This window comes from Alcanivorax sp. MD8A, assembly GCF_002888555.1.
Lineage (GTDB): Bacteria > Pseudomonadota > Gammaproteobacteria > Pseudomonadales > Alcanivoracaceae > Alcanivorax.
Genome location: NZ_AQOQ01000006.1, coordinates 77,220 through 95,370 on the forward strand (window position 1 = coordinate 77,220; position 18,151 = coordinate 95,370).

Sequence of the window (18,151 nt, forward strand, 5' to 3'; positions counted from 1 at the left end):
TCCGCCTCAGGCCTGACCCAGCTCGCGGATATCCACGAAATGACCGGCCACCGCCGCTGCTGCCGCCATGGCAGGACTTACCAGGTGGGTTCGACCACCATTACCCTGCCGACCTTCGAAATTCCGGTTGGAGGTTGAAGCACAATGCTCGCCCGCCTCCAGACGGTCCGGATTCATCGCCAGACACATGGAGCAGCCCGGTTCACGCCACTCGAAACCGGCTTCCACAAAGATCTTGTCGAGCCCTTCCTTCTCGGCCTGCTGCTTGACCAGACCCGAGCCTGGTACCACCAGCACCTGCTTGACTGAATCTGCCTTGCGGCGCCCTTTGGCCACCTCGGCAGCGGCACGCAGGTCTTCAATACGGGAATTGGTACAGGAGCCGATAAACACCCGGTCCACCTTGATATCCGTGACCGGCATACCCGGTTTCAGCCCCATGTATTCGTAGGCACGCAACATCCCGGAGCGCTTGACTTCATCGCTCTCGGCGGCAGGATCGGGCAAGTTCGCATCCACAGAAATCACCATTTCCGGGCTGGTACCCCAAGACACCTGCGGGCGAATATCCGCCGCATTGATCGTGATGTCTTCATCGAACACCGCATCCGCATCAGACACCAGAGTGCGCCAGTACGCTGCGGCCTTGTCCCAGTCTGCCTCCTTGGGAGCAAACGGGCGGCCTTTCACGTAGTCGATGGTCACATCGTCCACCGCTACCATGCCTGCACGAGCGCCAGCTTCGATGGACATATTGCAGATGGTCATACGACCTTCCATGGACAGGCCACGAATCGCGCTACCGGCAAATTCCAGTGCGTAGCCTGTACCACCAGCGGTACCGATGACACCAATGATGTGCAGTACCACATCCTTGGCGGTCACGCCGGGGCCGAGATCGCCCTCGACACTGACACGCATGTTCTTCATTTTCTTGGCCACCAGCGTCTGGGTTGCCAGTACATGCTCTACCTCACTGGTACCAATGCCGTGGGCCAGACACGCCAGTGCACCATTGGTCGAGGTATGGGAGTCGCCGCAGACCACCGTCATGCCCGGCACCACTGCGCCCTGCTCCGGTGCCATCACGTGAACGATGCCCTGACGCACGTCGCCAATACCGAATTCAGTGATGCCAAACTCTTTGGTATTGTCCTGCAGGGTCTGCACCTGAATACGGGACGTTTCGTCCTGAATCTCGGCCGCAGACTTGAAGGGCGTGGTGGGTACGTTATGGTCGATAGTGGCCACGCTGGCATTGATACGCCAGGGTTTGCGGCCCGCCAGGCGCAACCCCTCGAACGCCTGTGGCGAGGTCACTTCGTGGATGATCTGGCGATCGATATAAATCAGTGCAGAACCGTCCTCACGCTCGGTTACGAGGTGGGCGTTCCACAGCTTGTCATAGAGAGTCTTACCGGCCATTACTTTCTCCCTTGGCCTGAATAAGGCCACCACTGGCTGAGACCATAAAATACGCTGGTCTATCACTGGTTAATAATGTAGGGTTCGCTGATCAATAAATCCAATTCATATTTTTCATTTTTAAGATAACCAATTATTATCACCATCAGAGACCAATCAGGATCCCTGGGAATGATAGACACGCCGACCCTCACCGCCTTCATGGCTGTTGCCGAAACAGGCTCCTTTTCGGCCGCCGCCGAGCGCCTCTATATCACGCAACCCGCCATCAGCAAGCGCATCGCCTTGCTTGAGCAACAGCTGGACGCCCGCCTTTTTGACCGGGTTGGCCGCCAGATCAAGCTCACCGAGGCGGGCAATGCCCTGATGCCCCGGGCCCGCCAGGTATTGATGGATGTGGAAGACATGGCCCGTGCCATCCATGACCTGTCTGGCGAGGTATCAGGCAAGCTGCGTATCGGCACCAGCCACCATATCGGTCTGCACCGTCTCCCCCCCGTGCTACGGCAGTTTTCCCGTGATTACCCCAAGGTCACGCTGGATATCCACTTCATTGACTCAGAAGAAGCCTGGGAAGGCGTATTGCACGGCGAACTGGAGATGGGGGTGGTGACGTTGCCACCACAACCGGATAACCGGCTGCAGAGTGATGTGATCTGGACTGACCCGTTGGTGTTCATGTGTGCACCGGAGCACCCGCTGGCCAGACAAGAGCACCTGACACTCGAAGCCCTCACGGGTCACAGCGCCATCCTGCCCTCGCCGGTCACATTCACCCGCGGGATCGTGGAAAAACTGTTCGATGAACACAATCTGAAGCTGGACATCGCCATGTCCACCAACTATCTGGAGACCATTCACATGATGGTCTCCATCGGGTTGGGCTGGAGCGTGCTGCCCGCCACCATGGTGGACAAGGGGGTCGTGCAGCTGCCAGTGGATGCGCCCCTGCCCGAGCGGGAACTGGGCGTGGTAACCCACCCCGCGCGCAGTCAGTCAAACGCGGCCAAAGCCTTCCTGCGCGCCTTGCAGCAGGCCTGACATCAGGCGGCCACGCCGCCTGATGTTTCATCGTAACGTACCTGAACCGTAAGGCTGCGCGCCATGTCCAGAAGCCTGCGGCTGTTGCCCGCCGAGTCGGGGAACGAGCTGAAGCCCAACCCCCAATGACCATACTCCCTCGCATAGAGAGATTTCTGCAGCCCCTCACGAAGCCCCTCACTGACCGCCTCAATCTGATCCGCAGACAATGCCGGGCACAGCGCCATAAAGCTGTTGCGGTTATATCGGGCGCAGAGGGCATCTGCGGGCAGATACGCTACCCACCACTGAGCGGCCTCTCGCACTAACTGATTGGCCGCCTCTTCCCCTTGGCGGCTGACCAGATCCCGGTAGCCGTGCAACTCCAGGTACAACACACTGAAATGTGCCTGCCCGCCCCCGGCGATACGCTGCAACAGCGATTTTTCGAAGTGCTGACGGGTTGCCAGCCCTGAGACCGCATCGTTGTGTGTCACCTCGCTCACCCAGGCGTCACGGCGCTCCTGGTTGCGTTTCACCCGCTCGATCTCGCGAAAATCCTGCAGAGCCACAATCAAGGCAATGAGCAGCAGTACCGCTGCCACGACAGCCATGGGGATCCCCATCCAGTCACCCCGTAACAGGTTAGCTGCTGGTAGACTGGCCTCCGGGCTATAAATGGCGGCCGCCATACCGGTGTAATGCATGCCGCAAATCGCCGCCCCCATGACCAGGGCCGCAGCGGTCTTGGTGATAAAGACATAACGCTCAGGCACATTGCGCACTTGCCGGCAGATCACCAGCGCCGCACCCGACGCACCGACCGCGATCGCCACCGAGATCCAGAACAACAAAGGGTCATAACCAATCTGGGGATGCATCTGCATGGCATACATTCCGCCATAGTGCATGGCACAAATGCCCGCCCCCATAATCAGTGAACTGGCAATGATGCTACGCGGCTTGACGGTTTGTCGGGTGATCACATACAGCGCCAGCGTTGAGGCCAGCATGGCCGGCACCCAGGAAAGGGCCGTCAGCGATAAATCAAAGCTCATCTCCATGTCCATAGGCATGGTGTAGGCACTCATGCCAACAAAATGCATGGACCAGATACCCGAGCCAAGGCACAGCCCGCCCATGACCAGCCAGAACTTGCGGGCTGGCCCCTCGATTTGAAAAAGGCGCGTTCCAAAATACAACGCAATATAGGCGGCGATTACCGCCACACAGTAGGACGCAAAAACCAGTACTGGATCGTAACTACCTTGCATGAAACACCCCATGAATCAGCGAAAGAGCGGCAAACCAAAACGGCGCGCAAGTTACAAAACGCTACACATGCAGGCAATCGATGAAATAAATCACAGAAATAGTCGTGAGCTATCGTTTTACCCAATAAAAAACCACTTCCACGACTTTTCAACAAGATAGCTGACTGCAACTAACATCAGCCAAGGGAACTCACCTTGAAATTTTTACAAAGTAAAAATCAGCCATAACAAACATTTTTTATACTTTTATTCGGCTTTTTCATTCACAACCCCACCCACCACAAGCAGGCCGGCAGCCACCAACGCAAGTGCCGAAGCGGCAAAGAACAGGGAGACACCCCACTGCTGCCAGAGCAGTCCGGACAACCCGGCCCCCGCAGCCCAACCCGCACCAAACCCCAAGCTGGAATACAGTGCCTGGCCCTGCCCGGCCAGGGCCTCACCAAACTGCCGATGTACCCAGGCAATACTGGCTGCATGAAAACTTCCAAACGTCGCCGCATGCAGTAATTGGGCAGCAGCAAGCCACCAGAGGCTGTCACCGGCAACCCCAATCAGCAACCACCGCAGTGCCGCCAACAGCAAACTGCCGGTCAGAATCCAGGGAATGGAAAAACGCTGCATCAGCCGATGCATGAATAGAAACAAGCCGACTTCTGCCACGACCCCCAATGCCCAGAGCAGCCCGACAAGGAATTTACTGAACCCCATCCCTTCCAGATAGATACTGTAAAAGGTGTAGTACGGCCCATGGGACATCTGCATCAGGAAAGATGCCAGCAGAAACAACCAGACCGGAGGTCGCGACAGGATCACCCATAGAGAGTCTGTCGCCTCACTCAACGGCCGGCGTCGGCCCTGCCCTTGCGGCAAGGTCAAGGTGCCAAACCATAGCAACCATAACAGCCCGCTGAGCACCCAGGGCAACAGCCCTGTACCAAGACGGTCAAGCACCTCGCCCAGCACCAACACCGCCACAATAAAGCCCACCGACCCCCACAGGCGTACATGACTGTACCGGTGAGCTTGGTCTCCAAGGCTCTGCAAGGTCAGGACTTCAAATTGTGCGAGCACCGCATTCCAGAAAAAGCTGAACGACACCAATAGCGCCGCCATCCCCCAGAAAGAATCCACCCAGAACACCGGCAGGAAGGCGATGGCAGCAAGTAGATTCCCCGCACGAATGATCCGCAAGCGCTTGCCGGAACGGTCTGCCAGCCAGCCCCACAGATTGGGAGCACCGATTTTGGTGAGTTGAGGAATGGCCATCAGGGCACCGATACCCACCGCACTGAAACCCAACTGCTTCAGGTACAGGGACCAGTACGGCACCAGCGTGCCCAACAAGCCAAAATAGAAAAAATAGAACCCGGACAATCGCCAGTAGTACGGCAGTGGCGATGCCCTCTCAGCGAGAGGGCCCGGTGTCACGCCTGCCCCGGAATGGGCGCAAACGGCACATCCACATCCGCGTTTTGACCACGATGACGCAGATAGTGATCCATCAGCACCAGCGCCAGCATGGCTTCAGCGATGGGCGTCGCACGCACACCCACACAAGGGTCATGACGCCCTTTGGTCACCACTTCTGCAGGTTGACCATCCAGTCCGATGCTCTTGCCAGGTATCAGGATGCTGGAGGTGGGCTTGAGCGCCATGGCCACCCGGATCGTCTGCCCCGAACTGATTCCACCAAGCACGCCACCGGCATGGTTGCTGAGAAAGCCTTGTGGCGTCATTTCATCACGGTGCTGTTCCCCGCGCTGATTGACGACCGCAAAACCGTCACCCACTTCCACACCCTTAACGGCGTTAATCGACATCATGGCCTTGGCAAGATCGGCATCGATGCGGTCGAACACCGGCTCCCCCCAACCCGGCGGGACCCCGTCGGCAAACACCTCCACCCGGGCGCCGATCGACGAGCCATTCTTGCGAAGGTCGTTGATCAGGGATTCCAGGGCGGGAACCTGATCAGCATCCGGAAAGAAGAAAGGATTGCTGTTCACTTGCGACCAATCAAAGCGTTCCGCTTTCACATCACCAATCTGGGTACAGCCCCCGTAGAGCCGGATCCCCAGACGCTGCTCCAGAAATTTGCGTGCTATGGCGCCAGCAGCCACCCGCATGGCCGTTTCACGGGCTGATGAGCGACCGCCCCCACGATAATCGCGGAAACCGTATTTCTGGGTGTAAGTGTAATCTGCATGACCAGGGCGGAATGTCCCGGCGATATTGGAATAGTCCTTGGACTTCTGGTCGGTATTTTCAATCAACAGACCAATCGACGTGCCCGTGGTCTTGCCTTCAAATACCCCGGACAGGATTTTCACCTGGTCAGGTTCGCGGCGCTGGGTGGTATAGCGGCTGGTGCCCGGCTTGCGGCGGTCCAACTCTACTTGCAAATCTTCTTCACTGATTTCCAGCCCTGGCGGGCAACCATCCACGATGGCCCCCAGCGCCAGGCCATGACTTTCACCAAAGGTCGTGATGCGAAAACGCTCACCAAAACTGTTGCCGGACATGCGACTTCCTTAATTTATACAGTAACTGCAGCCAACATAGATGTGGCTGGCAGCGAGCATAAGCCTCGTTTATTCAGACACCGAAGCTCACGCACTAAACACGTGGCGGTATTCTAACAGCTGTTGGCGGGTAAGCATGAATACCCCGTGGCCGCCACGCTCGAACTCAAACCAGAAAAACGGCACTTCAGGCCACGCCAGCATCATGGCTTCATCGCTGTTGCCCACTTCAACGATCAGCACACCCTGCTCCGTCAGATGCTCCGGCGCCTCACGCAGCAATCGCCGGGTGAAATCCAGGCCATCATCCCCTGAAGCCAGAGCCAACTCGGGCTCATGACGGTATTCCCCCGGAAGGTTGGCCATATCCAGGGCATCCACGTAAGGAGGATTGGACACGATCAAATCATAGGGCCCCTGCACCGCACTCAAGCCATCCGAGCATATTGGCTGCACCTGCCCTTCCATACCGTGGCGGGCAATATTCTCTTCAAACACCGCCAGTGCATCTTCGCTGATGTCACTGCCATCGACCCGGGCATGCTCGAAGGCATAGGCACAGGCGATGGCGATACAGCCACTTCCGGTACACAAATCGAGCACCGAATGCACCTGCTCAGGGTCCAGCCAGGGCGCAAACGACTGCTCAATCAGCTCGGCCAGCGGCGAGCGCGGGATCAGCACCCGTTCATCCACGATAAAGGGCAAGCCACAGAACCAGGCCTCGCCGGTCAAATAAGGCACAGGCACTTTCTCGTTAACCCGTTTCGCCAGCAATGCCAGGTATTCACGCACTTCAGTGGGCAACAAACGCGCCTCAAGAATTCTGGGGTCGGCATCCTGCGGCAAGTGGAGTACCTTCATCAAGAGGGCGAGGGCTTCATCCCATGGATCATCGGTACCGTGCCCCAAAAAGATGTCTCCGGCACGCAGCCGGCTTTCGCCAAAACGCAGACAGTCACGCACGGTATGCAGCGCGTCACTGGCTTCATGGATGAGTTCGCTACTGATCACCGCAATCCTCCCGTTAACAGGCGCTGAAGATTATCACAGAATCCGGTATAAACGCCTGTCACGAATATGAAAGGATACGCATGAAAAGTGCAGCCAGAGTCTACCAGGACGGTCACTTCGTCATGGTAGATATAAAAAATGATACCCAGGTTGACATGGCATTGGAGCTGTCCATTTACCGTCAGCGACTCGCCCTGTTTCAGCGTCAGCCACAGCGAAAACAGCTGGCCATTTACGTGGGGCGTATCAAGGGTCTGGACTTCAATGCCAGTCGCTACGCCTGCGGAAAGGACTTTGCCGAGATCACCGAGGCCAAGGTGTTGGTGCTGCAAAATGTGCTGAACCGCACTTTCGCCAACATGATGCTAAAACTGAATCAGCCTCAATTCCCGGTTTACATTTGCGACTCGGTCAAGCAGGCTCAGCAGCTCCTTCTGGAAAAACACCCACCGGAGCCCCTGTGAGCCAAACCATCTGGTTACTCAAAACCGAGCCCGATTCGTTCAGCATCGAGGATCTGGCGCAGTCACCAAAGGGCACCACCGGCTGGGACGGCGTGCGTAACTTTCAAGCCCGCAACCGTATCCGCGACGAGATGAAAGTCGGCGACAGTGTGCTGATCTATCATTCCAGCTGTGCCAGGCCGGCCATTGTCGGCGAGGCTCAAGTGACCCGAGCCGCCTACCCGGACCCCAGTCAATTCCTGCCTGATCACCCGGGCTTCGATGCCCGTAGTACCCAGATTGATCCACGCTGGTATCAGGTCGACATCGCTTTCAGGGCGCGCTATGCGAACCCGGTGTACCTGAAACTGCTTAAACAGAACCCCGAGTTTGCCGACATGGAACTGGTGGTACGGCCGCGCCTGTCCGTCCAGAAGCTCACTGACCGGCAGTACCAGCTCGTCCAGGCGCTATGCCAACCGATGGATGTCACAGCATAGTGCAACACCGTGCACCACCAATTCCCCAGGGCACCAGAATGGTGCCCCAATTAGTAATAAAGAACTAACTCCCACCACAATCCCCGCGATTTTGTCTCTGGCACAACCGTTGCAGTTGCCCTCCTCGTCCGACAACCACGAATAGGGTTCAATCTATGCGAGTGCGATGCAAACACAGCCTTGCTCTACTGCTTCTGCCCGGCCTGGCCCAGGCCGATTCCCTGACAGCCACCGACACCGTGTGGATCGCCGTGGCAGCGGCCCTGGTGTTTTTCATGCAGGCGGGTTTTGCACTACTGGAGAGCGGCCTGAGCCGGGCCAAGAACTCACTCAATGTAGTGATGAAGAATTACATGGACCTCTGCGTCGGCACACTGGTGTTCTGGGCAATCGGCTACGGCCTGATGTTCGGCACCAGCAGCACCGGCTGGTTTGGCGAAGATGGCTTCATGCTGAGTCAGGCCGACAGCACCACCTGGGCCATGCTGCTGTTCCAGATCATGTTCGCCGCGACCGCAGCCACCATTGCCTCTGGCGCCATGGCCGAGCGTACCCGCTATGTGGGCTACCTGTGTGGCGCCGTTGTGATTACCGGGGTGATTTACCCCCTCTATGGAAACTGGGCCTGGAACAGTAATGGCTGGCTGGCCGAGCTGGGGTTCATTGATTTTGCGGGCTCCACGGTGGTCCACAGTATTGGCGGCTGGTGCGCGCTGGCCGGTGTCCTGGTGCTGGGGCCACGGCTGGGACGCTTCGACAAGAACGGTAAACCCCGAGACCTGCCCGGTCACAACCTGTCCTATGTTGCGCTGGGCGGTTTTATTCTCTGGTTCGGCTGGTTCGGCTTCAACGGCGGCTCTACGCTCTCGGCCAGCGTAGACATTGCCCGGGTCAACCTGAACACCCAGCTGGCCGCGGCTGCAGGCGCCGTGGGCAGCACGCTGTACCGGATGCTAAGCCGCCGTCCGGTACTGCTCACCGAAACCGTCAACGGCAGCCTGGCGGGGCTGGTCGCCGTCACCGCTGGCTGTGCCGTGATGTCACCCGGCTTTGCCGTACTCACAGGGCTTGTCGCCGGTGCCCTGGCAGCATTGGGCGCCCGACTGATGCTGAGCATGCGTCTCGACGATGTGGTTGGCGCGGTTCCCGTACATGCCTTTGCCGGAGCCTGGGGTACGCTGGCTGCAGGCCTGTTCTATGACGGTGATCTGTTCAACCCCGAACGCATCACTGTGCAACTGCTGGGGATTGTCGTGGCCTTCTGTTGGGCCTTCTTCGCTGCACTGATCATGTATCTTGCGGTATCGGTGATCGCCGGGCTGCGAGCGCCAGCACTGCATGAACAACGGGGGCTGGATCTGAGCGAGCACGCCGAAACCGGGTACCCGGAATTCCCGCAAAACTCACTGTATGACGCGAGCCTGGCTCGAACCGTGGAGAACCGTCCATGAGTCAGGAGCTACAGCGCCGTCGGCGCGCCATCGTCACAGGGCTCACCCCTTACATGAACGAAACGCTGCTTATGGAAGCGGTTAGCCACTGGCAGCAGCATTATGCAGAGCGACCCCGCTTCAGCCTGCAAGGCTTTGTCAGCGACCTGTGTGGATTGTTCGACCTGGCCGAGAGACGACACCAGATCCATATGAGTCTGGTGCAGGCCATGACACTTTCTGACAAGGAGCTGGCCAGCGATCCTCTTGCCCAACAGACTCCCAGCGAGGACCACCACCCCTGCACCCAGGCCTTTCAGGTACTGGTGGAAAGTCTCTGGGCACAGATGGATACGCATACCGCCAACCAGTTTCGTCTTGATCTTGCCGCCCAGTTGCGTAGCCATCAGACCGGACCTGAAGCGCGGCTGACACTCGAATACTGGTTGCAGAACCCCAGTCGCCACCTGGCAGGCCTGCCGTTGGCCAGTCTCCGACAGCAGCTGAACAATGCCTACGTGATTCTCTGTGAACGACAGGGACCGGTGGAAGCAGACCGGCTATTGCGTGACGCCTACCGGATGGCTGGCAGCAAAGTCCAGTCCAGGGAGGCACTGACATCCCTGATGTAGGCTCAGAATCTGCCCACGCTGCAGCAACGCCTTGTTCGCGACGCTGCAACGGTGAGCTGCCCCACTGTTACCGGGCCTGATATCCGTTACTCTTGGGTTCATGTCCGGATGACAGGGGGAAAGCATGAAGCTACATCACCAGATTTTTCTTGCCATGCTGATTGGCGCAGCACTTGGCGCCGTCACCCAGGAACAGAGTACCCTGCTCGGTGTGCCGGTATTGGCCAGCTACGATCTGGTCGGCACCCTGTTTATCAATGCGCTCAAGATGGTGGTGGTTCCGCTCATCGTCACCGCCATCATAAGTGGCATGGTCGGCGTGGGGGGCGGGAAGAATCTGGGCCGCATGGGCATGAAGACCGTGGGGCTGTACATGATGACCACCCTGGCCGCTGTGCTCACCGGTTTGCTGCTGGTTAACCTGTTCACCCCCGGGATCATTGACGGTGAGCCGGCGAAAGACCTGCTGGGGCTCGCCCGTGACACCGGCACCGTCATGGAAAAGATCGAAGGCCGTGGAGCCGGAGACTTTACCGCCATCCTGCTACAGATGCTGCCACCCAACCTGGTACAAGCCGCCGCCAATGGCCAGATGCTGGGCCTGATTGTCTTCGCCCTGCTGTTCGGCTTCTATCTGCGAACGGAAGAAGGCCCTGCCGGAGAAAGCCTTCGCAACATGATCGATGGCATTTACCAAGTGGTCATGCGCATCACCATGCTGATTATCCGCTTCACTCCGCTTGGGGTCATGGCGCTGATCGCCGCGACAGTAACACGCACAGGCCTGGATGCCATCGAGCCACTGGCCTGGTTTTTCCTGTGCGCGGTCATCGCGCTGGCGGTCCATGCCTTCGTCTTTATGCCCGCCCTGATCCTGCTGATGGCACGGCGCTCCCCGCTGCGCCATCTTCAGGCCATGACCCCTGCCCTGTTGACCGCATTCTCCTCGGCCAGCTCGGCAGCGACCCTGCCACTGACCATGGAGTGCGTGCAAAAACGCTCCGGAGTGTCACGCCGAACCAGCAGCTTTGTACTTCCCCTCGGGGCCACCGTAAACATGGACGGTACGGCACTCTATGAATGCGTCGCAGCCATGTTCATTGCCCAGGCCTACGGCCTCGAGCTGTCCCTGGCGACCCAGTTCATGATCGTGATTACAGCCCTGCTGACGTCGATTGGCGTGGCCAGCATTCCCGCGGCCTCTCTGGTTGCCATCACGGTCATTCTTGGGGCTATCGGCCTGCCAGCGGAAGCCATCGGGCTGATTCTGGTGACTGACAGGGTGCTGGACATGTGCCGCACGGCGGTGAACGTCTGGGGCGACAGCGTGGTAACCGTACTGTTGGCCCGCAGTGAGGGTGAAGAACGGGTATTGTCATTACCCGTAGATGACATGGAAGCCGCAGGGCCAGAAAAGGCAGAGGCCCGCACTGGCCCTTGAAACAGCCCCGTGTCAGCGTAACTGACACGGGGGCAGGGTTCAGGCGAAGTGGCGGTCGTCAGACAGTGCACGCTCAACGTCACGGTACAGTGCCACAGCAGCACTGCCGATAACGGGCACCATCACGGCAAAGGCCAGCAATGAAGCAAACAGGGTTTCACTGTTCTGCGACAGACCCGCCATCAGTACAATGGCTGTGCTGACAGCCACAACCAGCGCGAACATATTCTTGTACAGTTGCGGGTTTTTGAGAAGCTGCATGAAGAACGCCATTGGAGAACTCCTTAACAATGATTAGTGAACACATGTTAACATCAGATATGATCATGTCAACACATGTTCACATTATTTTGGAGTTCTCTTGAAACAAGCCCCTACCCTGCTGATTCACAACGCCTGTACCCCGCTCGGCAGCGCCATCGCCAGGCTGGCTTGTGAACATTACCGTGTCGCCCTGTTATGCCGCGACACACACAGCGGAGACAGCCTGTGTCGTGAACTGCATGCGAGCGGCAGAGAAGCGCTGGTACTGGAAATCCGGGACGGTCAGCCACGGGATTTTCAGCTGGCCGTAGAGCGGGTATTGCGTCGCTGGCAACAGCTCGACGCCATCATTAATCTGCCCGCCTCCCTCACTGTTGGCCCCTTCGAAGCCATGACACAGCGTCACTGGGAGTCTTTGTACCAGACTCAACTGATGGCGACCGTTAACCTGTGCCAAAGCGCAAACCATGCCATGCGTGATCAGGGAGAAGGTCGCATTCTCAATGTGATCCATGAATATGGTCTGCTACCGGGGCCACTTTCCAGCGCCCAGGGAGCCATGGGGGCGGCCATTCGTGCGCTCACAGACAGCCTGCACAGCGAGTGGCACCCTCTGGGCATCCATGTGGGCACCATCGTGATTCCGCCCAGCAGCGGTCAGCAAACCGGGCTGTCAGCCACCGACCCGCTGAGCGCCGCCCGCTTCCGGCGGCAGCTGGCGGCCAGCGATTACAGTGAAAGGGAAATTGGCGAAGACGTACTGAATGCGCTGGCCAGCCAGGATGCGCTTACCGTGCCCGCGCCACGAACTCGGCAGCAGTGGCGTCAGAAACGCTGGTTCCGGAAACGCTGGCAGGCATTCATGAAAGCCCGGGCAGTGCGCTATCGATAACGGCCTAACAAACGAGCATGATCAGACACAGTTTTCCACGTACCTCAGTGTCTGCCGATAATCACCGGCCAGTGCATCATCCACTTTTGGGGACAGCAACGAGACCAGTTTTTTGCCTACCAGAGGCACAGAAGAGCTGAGCGTCACTTCAGTACGCTGGATGGCGTGGTCCTGCCCTTCTTCTGCCAATGTCATGGTGCCTTCCACATTCATCGGCACGCCCCCCAATTGAAAGCGATAACGGGCCTGATAACCCTTGCCCCCGGACTCCGACGCTGGCCGCCACAGAAACTCCGTCACCAGCTCTCCCTGTTCCGGCACAAAGCGGCGGGCAAAGCCGGGGATCTTGTCAGTCTTGATACGCACCGGCTGGGCAATCCGGATCAGCAGCCCTTCCGGGGTTTGCTCGAAGGCATCAAACCGGTAATCGTCAATCCCTCCCCAGGCAAAACGCTGCTCGAAAAACGCCTTGCTGGTCATGATGTCATACAGTTTTTCGACACTGACCGGGTACTCCCGATCGACTACCACTCTCATACTGTCTCCTGACCTGCTGACACCCGCCGCATCAGTTGCAGCAGCGGCATCAACTGGCGTTTAAGATCTGGCAGTGCATTCACCACCACATGTTCCTTGCCTGACTGCAGCAGCGCCAGCGCCTGTTCCACCGTCAGTAGCGGGCGAGGATCCGCTTGCTGGCAGGCATCATCGCCATCAGACACCACCGCATCCGCCCCGGCATTGCGGGCATTTTTCATGTACTCATCCAGCACCTTGCCGACCTGTCCCGGCGCGCTGTTGCCCAAACTGGATGGGGTGTGCACGGCAATATTCAGTGGCAAGCGTTGCACCTTGCCACGGTGCTGAAACGCCAGCTTCTCGCTGACTTTCATGGCACGCTCAACAAAACGCCGAGCGCCTTCTGCACGGGCAGAAGGCAGCAACACCGTAAACTGGGCGACACTGCTACGAGCTAGCGAGTCTTCCTTGCGTACTACGCTGCGCAAGACCTGGGCCAGCTTCATCAGCACCATATCAGCCCGGCGTTTACCCAGCTGTACGAAAAGTTGATTGAATTGGTAAACCTCGATCTGCACCACTGACAGAGGCGTTTGTTGTCGGGCAGACAGCGCCAGCTCCTGCTTCAGCCGGTGTTGCAGATAACGACGGTTCCCCAGGCGCGTGAGGGGGTCAATCATGGCCTGACGGGCCAGCTCCTTGCGCTCCTGCTGATAGTGAGAATGCGCCCGTGCGCGAGCCAGCAAATCGGTGGAATTGAACGGCTTGCTGATAAAGTCCGTGCCACCGAGTCGCAGCGCCTTGGTGCGGGCTTCTTCATCATTCTCGGCACCGGTGACGATGATGACGGGCAGGCCTGCAATGCCGTCGTCGTCGCTGGTGCGGATTTTTTCGAGCAGTGCATAGCCGTCCATTTCCGGCATGGCCAGATCGGAAAACACCACACTGATAGCCGGGTTCTGGCTAATGATAGTCCAGGCCTGCAGACCGTCTTCTGCAACCTCAACCCGGAATTCCCCACCCAACATCTTGTCTGCTGCCAGTCGCATGACCTTGGAATCATCAACAAACAGCAACAGAGGCTTTTCTGTCTTATCCATGTAGCCCCATTTCCTTGTTCACTACAGCCAACGCCCCTTTGGGCCCCGGCTCACGTCCCCGCACATACTGGTAGAGTCGTGAACGTCGCTGGCAATAATCCCCCCGGGCAATTGCCGGTAAATAATGAGCATTAAGCAAATGCCCTCGTCTTTCGGCCAGGCAATAGACCGTTCCCGCAGTACTGTCCAGATGCGACAGGATACCAATCTGCGAAAGGTAATCTCGCCCATTGGCGAAATGTTCCACATAAGGCACGGTATGTCCCGCCGCCAGCGTCAACTGTGGATCCACTTCCAGGCTATCGGCCACCCCACCGATGCAATAAAGCTCCAGCTTTTTGACCAGATGACGGGTACTCGAGCTGCGCAACAGCTTGCGCACGATATAACTGGCGACAATCGCGCCCTGAGAGTGGCAAACCAGCACCACCTGTTCATTACGCTCCAACGCATCAACCAGCACATTCAGCGCCGGGCGAGACAACTTGCCGTCCTTGCGCAGGGTACGTGCGGTAATCGACTCCGCCACATCCCGGATGACGCCCCAGGTAGGGGTGTGGATCAGGGTTACAGGACGCCGAAACACCCGCGCGATCTCACTGGCATTGAGGATAGCCACAGGGGCCGCAGTGCCCATGCCGTTGATGAAAAACCAGCGGGTAGAATGTTGCTCATGGCGAATACGCGGCGGATAGCAGACCAGGGTACCCTGACTGATGGATTCGCGGGTGGCCGGCACCAGAAGCTGCGCCAGTGACAGGGCCGCTTCACCAAAGCTGGCATAGGAGCGACGCGACAACTCCGAACGAATGCCCGGCTCATCGTCCCCCGGCAGGAACATGGCAGGAATATCCCGCGCATGGGTCAGCCCCAGCCGCGCATCACGGAAGATGGCAGAACGGTTATCCACCAGACGGCGTAGCCATTGTCGGGAACGGTGCCACATGCTTTCACCTGAGTAGGACGAGACTGACAGGCCACAGCGGCATCAGCCTAATACATTAGGCTTACATTACGTCGAATCGGCAGGTATTACCAGCATGCGGAGAGGACAAAACACCAGCCCAAAGCGTGCTAAATCAAACAGTTGAACAGCAAAGCTCAAACAATGATCAAGACCTGCCACTGACAGAGGGTATTGGCCACCCGAAGCGACACTGACAGGCATGCCCCCGCAGCTGCTCCGAAACACGCTACGTGTCGTGCAATAACCAGGGCTCAGGAAGAAACACGAAAGGGCTCGGGCCTGCGGAATCAGGATTGCTGCTCGAATGAGCGATCAGCTTGGCCGCGACAAGGAAAAAACAGGCCTGCCACCAGGAGACAGCAGACCTGACCAAGAGGGGTATCAGACGAAGTACATCAACAGCCACTCTGCCATCAGGGCAGGCTTGTCTTCGCCTTCAATTTCTACGACGAAATTGAACTTCAGCAGCCACTGACCTTCACGCTTTTCGGTGGCTTCCATCAGCGTGGCTACCGCACGCACGCGTTTGTCCACTTTCACCGGCGCCATAAAGCGCAGCTTGTCGAAGCCATAATTCATGGCCATCTTCATGCCCTTGGGCATCAGGAAGCCATCAATGGTGGCCTGCAGATACGGCAGCATGGACAGCGTCAGGTAACCATGAGCAATGGTGGTGCCAAATGGGGTGTTCTTGGCCTGCTCCGGATCCACGTGGATGAACTGATGGTCCAGGGTGGCATCGGCAAAGGCATTGATGCGATCCTGATCAATCTGGAACCACTCGGATGCACCCAGTTCCTTCCCTACGTAGCTGGCCAGATCGGCAACCTCAACCACTTTCATGTGTTACTCCTCGAATACCGGTGTTTTTCATCAGCTTAACGAGCTGCCACCGGCAGGCACCATGACCCAATGCGGCGCACTGGCGCACAGCCCTGATGGTTTTGGTCAGTCTGTGACAACAGGGTGACGCTGGAGAAAATCTTCGATGGCCCGAGCCACCTCACCGGGCTGCTCCATGTGAAGATGATGGCGCCCGGGCAACCGCACCACCTCGACACTGGCAAGCCACTCCAGACGATGATCAAAGGTGCCCTGCCCTCCCATACCCTGCTCGCCCAGCACCAGACAAACCGGTGCGGTAATGTGACGCAGAAAGCCCTCTACCTGCTCTTCTGTCAGCCGCAGGGACGAGGTAAGCCGCAAGCGACTGTCGGCACGCCAGGTCCAGCCGCCGTCCACCGGCATCAACCCCCGCTCTACCAGTAACGCCGACGCCTCATGACTGAGCCCACCAAAGCCCTTGGTGCGTGCCGCAACGGCATCGGCCACCTCGGTGTATACCGGCTTGCGCTTGCCCTCCAGCGCCTGCATGTCATCCAGCGCCTTGCGCAAGGTCGTTGCGACCTCCTTGCCCGGCGTCGCCGGTGGGCCCAGCCCTTCAATCAGCACCAGCCGGGACACTCGCTCCGGGCAAGCAGCTGCGAACAGGCAGGCAATCCCCGCGCCCATGGAATGTCCGACCAAGGTGAAACGCTCCCAACCCAGCTGATCCGCCACGGCCTGGACATCTCTTACATGATCTACCAGGTGGGTCACCACCTCAGGGGGGCGGTGTCCCGAATGGCCATGCCCGGAAAAATCCATCGCTACCATCGGGCGCGCTACATGCCCGGCAAGGGGCACATAGGACGCTGCATTATCAAGCCAGCCATGCAAGGCCAGCACAGGCTCCCCCTCTCCCTCCCACTGCAACGCGGTCAGGGTCTGGCCAAACACCAAAAAACGTCGTTCTACCGGCTTCATACCGTAGCCTCCTGTGCCAACAGGCTATCCAGGGTTTCCCGAAACAAGGCGAGCGTCGCGTCGGGTTTTTCCAGCGGATACATGTGAGAACCGTCCGCGATACGGTGCAACATGCCATGGCGCCGCACATGGCGTTGCGCGCTATGCAGGAACGGGGCTGGCGAATGACGCCCTGTGACGATCGCCCCCGGCACCCGCAGTCGTGGCATGCGGGTTGCTGACGTTGGGGTTTCGCGAAAAATCGCCACCTCAACTTCAGGTCGGAAGCGCAGACGCCAGCCCTCGTTAAACGGCTCCAGCCCGGCTTTGAGGTAGTCCTGCAGACAACGGGAATCGAAAGCACGAAACAGGCCCCGTGAACCGAAATAGCCTTCCACCGCTGTCCAGTCAGGCCAGAAATCCAAGCGCCCCTTGCTCTTGCCCGCTGGCGTCACACGATCAACCTGCTTTGCCAGCTTGGCAGCCGCAATCAGCACCCCATGGATGCCATTCATCATCGGCGGGTCCAGCATGATCAGCGCAGAAAACCACTCCGGGCGTCGCTGGGCAACCAGATACATCAACACGGAACCCAACGAATGGCCCGCGCCTACCAGGGGCTTCGGCAATGGCGCCAGCTCAGCTTCCAACTCCAGACTCAAACTGTGCCAGCCAGAATCCACGGGATAAGCCGGATTATGGCCAACCCGGTCAACGACATGGAGGGTGTATTCATCCTTGAGAGGGGCCAGAAAAGTGTCATAACTGTGGCCAGGAATACCATTGGCATGGGCAAAGGCCAATACCGGCTTTTGGCCAGAAACTTCAGACATGGAATCTCCCTCAAGGTCCACAAGGACCCGCTGTGTGTCAGGTGCGACAAAACCACCATCATAGCCAACTCTGTTTACCCCGGGCCA

General features: G+C 58.3%; 19 protein-coding genes. 7 read left to right on the forward strand and 12 right to left on the reverse strand.

Translation table 11 applies throughout. The features are described from left to right. Positions 1-6: 6 nt before the first annotated feature. Positions 7-1,425, reverse strand: coding sequence for a 3-isopropylmalate dehydratase large subunit (gene leuC, locus A15D_RS04825; protein WP_102790987.1), 1,419 nt, complete (start codon positions 1,423-1,425; stop codon positions 7-9). A gap of 171 nt (positions 1,426-1,596) precedes the next feature. Between leuC and A15D_RS04830 the strand changes: the two genes are divergently transcribed. Further along, positions 1,597-2,466 carry a LysR family transcriptional regulator gene (locus A15D_RS04830; protein ID WP_102790988.1) on the forward strand — a complete coding sequence of 290 codons (870 nt, stop codon included), beginning with the start codon at positions 1,597-1,599 and terminating at the stop codon, positions 2,464-2,466. Positions 2,467-2,468: 2 nt separating this feature from the next. On the opposite strand, the gene A15D_RS04835 is transcribed toward A15D_RS04830, so the two are convergent. The 4 genes from A15D_RS04835 to prmB all read right to left on the reverse strand — a co-directional run bounded on the left by A15D_RS04835 (position 2,469) and on the right by prmB (position 7,258). Continuing rightward, on the reverse strand, positions 2,469-3,719 hold the full coding sequence (locus tag A15D_RS04835; protein ID WP_102790989.1) for an MHYT domain-containing protein: 1,251 nt from the start codon (positions 3,717-3,719) through the stop codon (positions 2,469-2,471). 246 nt (positions 3,720-3,965) lie between these two features. Further along, positions 3,966-5,114, reverse strand: coding sequence for an MFS transporter (locus A15D_RS04840; protein WP_102791043.1), 1,149 nt, complete (start codon positions 5,112-5,114; stop codon positions 3,966-3,968). Between the two features lie 32 nt (positions 5,115-5,146). Further along, entirely contained in the window at positions 5,147-6,244 is a 1,098-nt protein-coding gene (aroC, locus tag A15D_RS04845) for a chorismate synthase (protein WP_102790990.1), read from the reverse strand. A gap of 87 nt (positions 6,245-6,331) precedes the next feature. Next, the gene (gene prmB, locus A15D_RS04850) at positions 6,332-7,258 is read right to left on the reverse strand and encodes a 50S ribosomal protein L3 N(5)-glutamine methyltransferase (protein ID WP_102790991.1); all 927 of its coding nucleotides are present in this window, start codon (positions 7,256-7,258) and stop codon (positions 6,332-6,334) included. 80 nt (positions 7,259-7,338) lie between these two features. On the opposite strand from prmB, the gene A15D_RS04855 reads away from it, so the two are divergent. From A15D_RS04855 to A15D_RS04875, 5 genes are all read left to right on the forward strand, one after another. Next, positions 7,339-7,722 carry a hypothetical protein gene (locus tag A15D_RS04855; protein WP_102790992.1) on the forward strand — a complete coding sequence of 128 codons (384 nt, stop codon included), beginning with the start codon at positions 7,339-7,341 and terminating at the stop codon, positions 7,720-7,722. Further along, on the forward strand, positions 7,719-8,201 hold the full coding sequence (locus A15D_RS04860) for an EVE domain-containing protein (RefSeq protein WP_102790993.1): 483 nt from the start codon (positions 7,719-7,721) through the stop codon (positions 8,199-8,201). The genes A15D_RS04855 and A15D_RS04860 overlap by 4 nt, the downstream gene beginning before the upstream one ends. A 155-nt stretch (positions 8,202-8,356) precedes the next feature. Continuing rightward, entirely contained in the window at positions 8,357-9,652 is a 1,296-nt protein-coding gene (locus A15D_RS04865; protein ID WP_102790994.1) for an ammonium transporter, read from the forward strand. Further along, positions 9,649-10,263: a hypothetical protein gene (locus tag A15D_RS04870; RefSeq protein WP_102790995.1), complete on the forward strand. Its 615-nt coding sequence runs from the start codon at positions 9,649-9,651 to the stop codon at positions 10,261-10,263. The genes A15D_RS04865 and A15D_RS04870 overlap by 4 nt, the downstream gene beginning before the upstream one ends. 124 nt (positions 10,264-10,387) lie before the next feature. Continuing rightward, positions 10,388-11,704 (forward strand): dicarboxylate/amino acid:cation symporter, encoded by a 1,317-nt coding sequence (locus A15D_RS04875; RefSeq protein WP_102790996.1) that lies wholly within the window; start codon positions 10,388-10,390, stop codon positions 11,702-11,704. Between the two features lie 39 nt (positions 11,705-11,743). Here the strand turns inward: A15D_RS04875 and A15D_RS04880 are convergent, their stop codons facing one another. Further along, positions 11,744-11,977, reverse strand: coding sequence for a hypothetical protein (locus A15D_RS04880; protein WP_233192081.1), 234 nt, complete (start codon positions 11,975-11,977; stop codon positions 11,744-11,746). A gap of 88 nt (positions 11,978-12,065) precedes the next feature. On the opposite strand from A15D_RS04880, the gene A15D_RS04885 reads away from it, so the two are divergent. Continuing rightward, a complete protein-coding gene (locus A15D_RS04885; protein WP_158245778.1) occupies positions 12,066-12,860 on the forward strand; it encodes an SDR family oxidoreductase in 795 nt (264 codons plus the stop codon). Positions 12,861-12,881: 21 nt separating this feature from the next. Here A15D_RS04885 and A15D_RS04890 read toward each other — a convergent pair whose 3' ends face one another. The 6 genes from A15D_RS04890 to A15D_RS04915 form a co-directional block, all read right to left on the reverse strand. Continuing rightward, complete coding sequence (locus A15D_RS04890) at positions 12,882-13,397, reverse strand: DUF2505 domain-containing protein (protein WP_102790998.1); 516 nt, start codon at positions 13,395-13,397, stop codon at positions 12,882-12,884. Beyond that, positions 13,394-14,479 carry a diguanylate cyclase domain-containing protein gene (locus A15D_RS04895; protein WP_102790999.1) on the reverse strand — a complete coding sequence of 362 codons (1,086 nt, stop codon included), beginning with the start codon at positions 14,477-14,479 and terminating at the stop codon, positions 13,394-13,396. Before A15D_RS04895 ends, A15D_RS04890 begins: the two co-directional genes overlap by 4 nt. Beyond that, positions 14,472-15,425 (reverse strand): alpha/beta hydrolase, encoded by a 954-nt coding sequence (locus A15D_RS04900; RefSeq protein WP_102791000.1) that lies wholly within the window; start codon positions 15,423-15,425, stop codon positions 14,472-14,474. The genes A15D_RS04895 and A15D_RS04900 overlap by 8 nt, the downstream gene beginning before the upstream one ends. A 402-nt stretch (positions 15,426-15,827) precedes the next feature. Beyond that, the gene (locus A15D_RS04905) at positions 15,828-16,289 is read right to left on the reverse strand and encodes a MaoC family dehydratase (RefSeq protein ID WP_102791001.1); all 462 of its coding nucleotides are present in this window, start codon (positions 16,287-16,289) and stop codon (positions 15,828-15,830) included. 105 nt (positions 16,290-16,394) lie between these two features. Then, positions 16,395-17,252, reverse strand: coding sequence for an alpha/beta fold hydrolase (locus A15D_RS04910; RefSeq protein WP_102791002.1), 858 nt, complete (start codon positions 17,250-17,252; stop codon positions 16,395-16,397). Next, positions 17,249-18,064, reverse strand: coding sequence for an alpha/beta fold hydrolase (locus A15D_RS04915; protein WP_102791003.1), 816 nt, complete (start codon positions 18,062-18,064; stop codon positions 17,249-17,251). The genes A15D_RS04910 and A15D_RS04915 overlap by 4 nt, the downstream gene beginning before the upstream one ends. Positions 18,065-18,151: the final 87 nt, after the last annotated feature.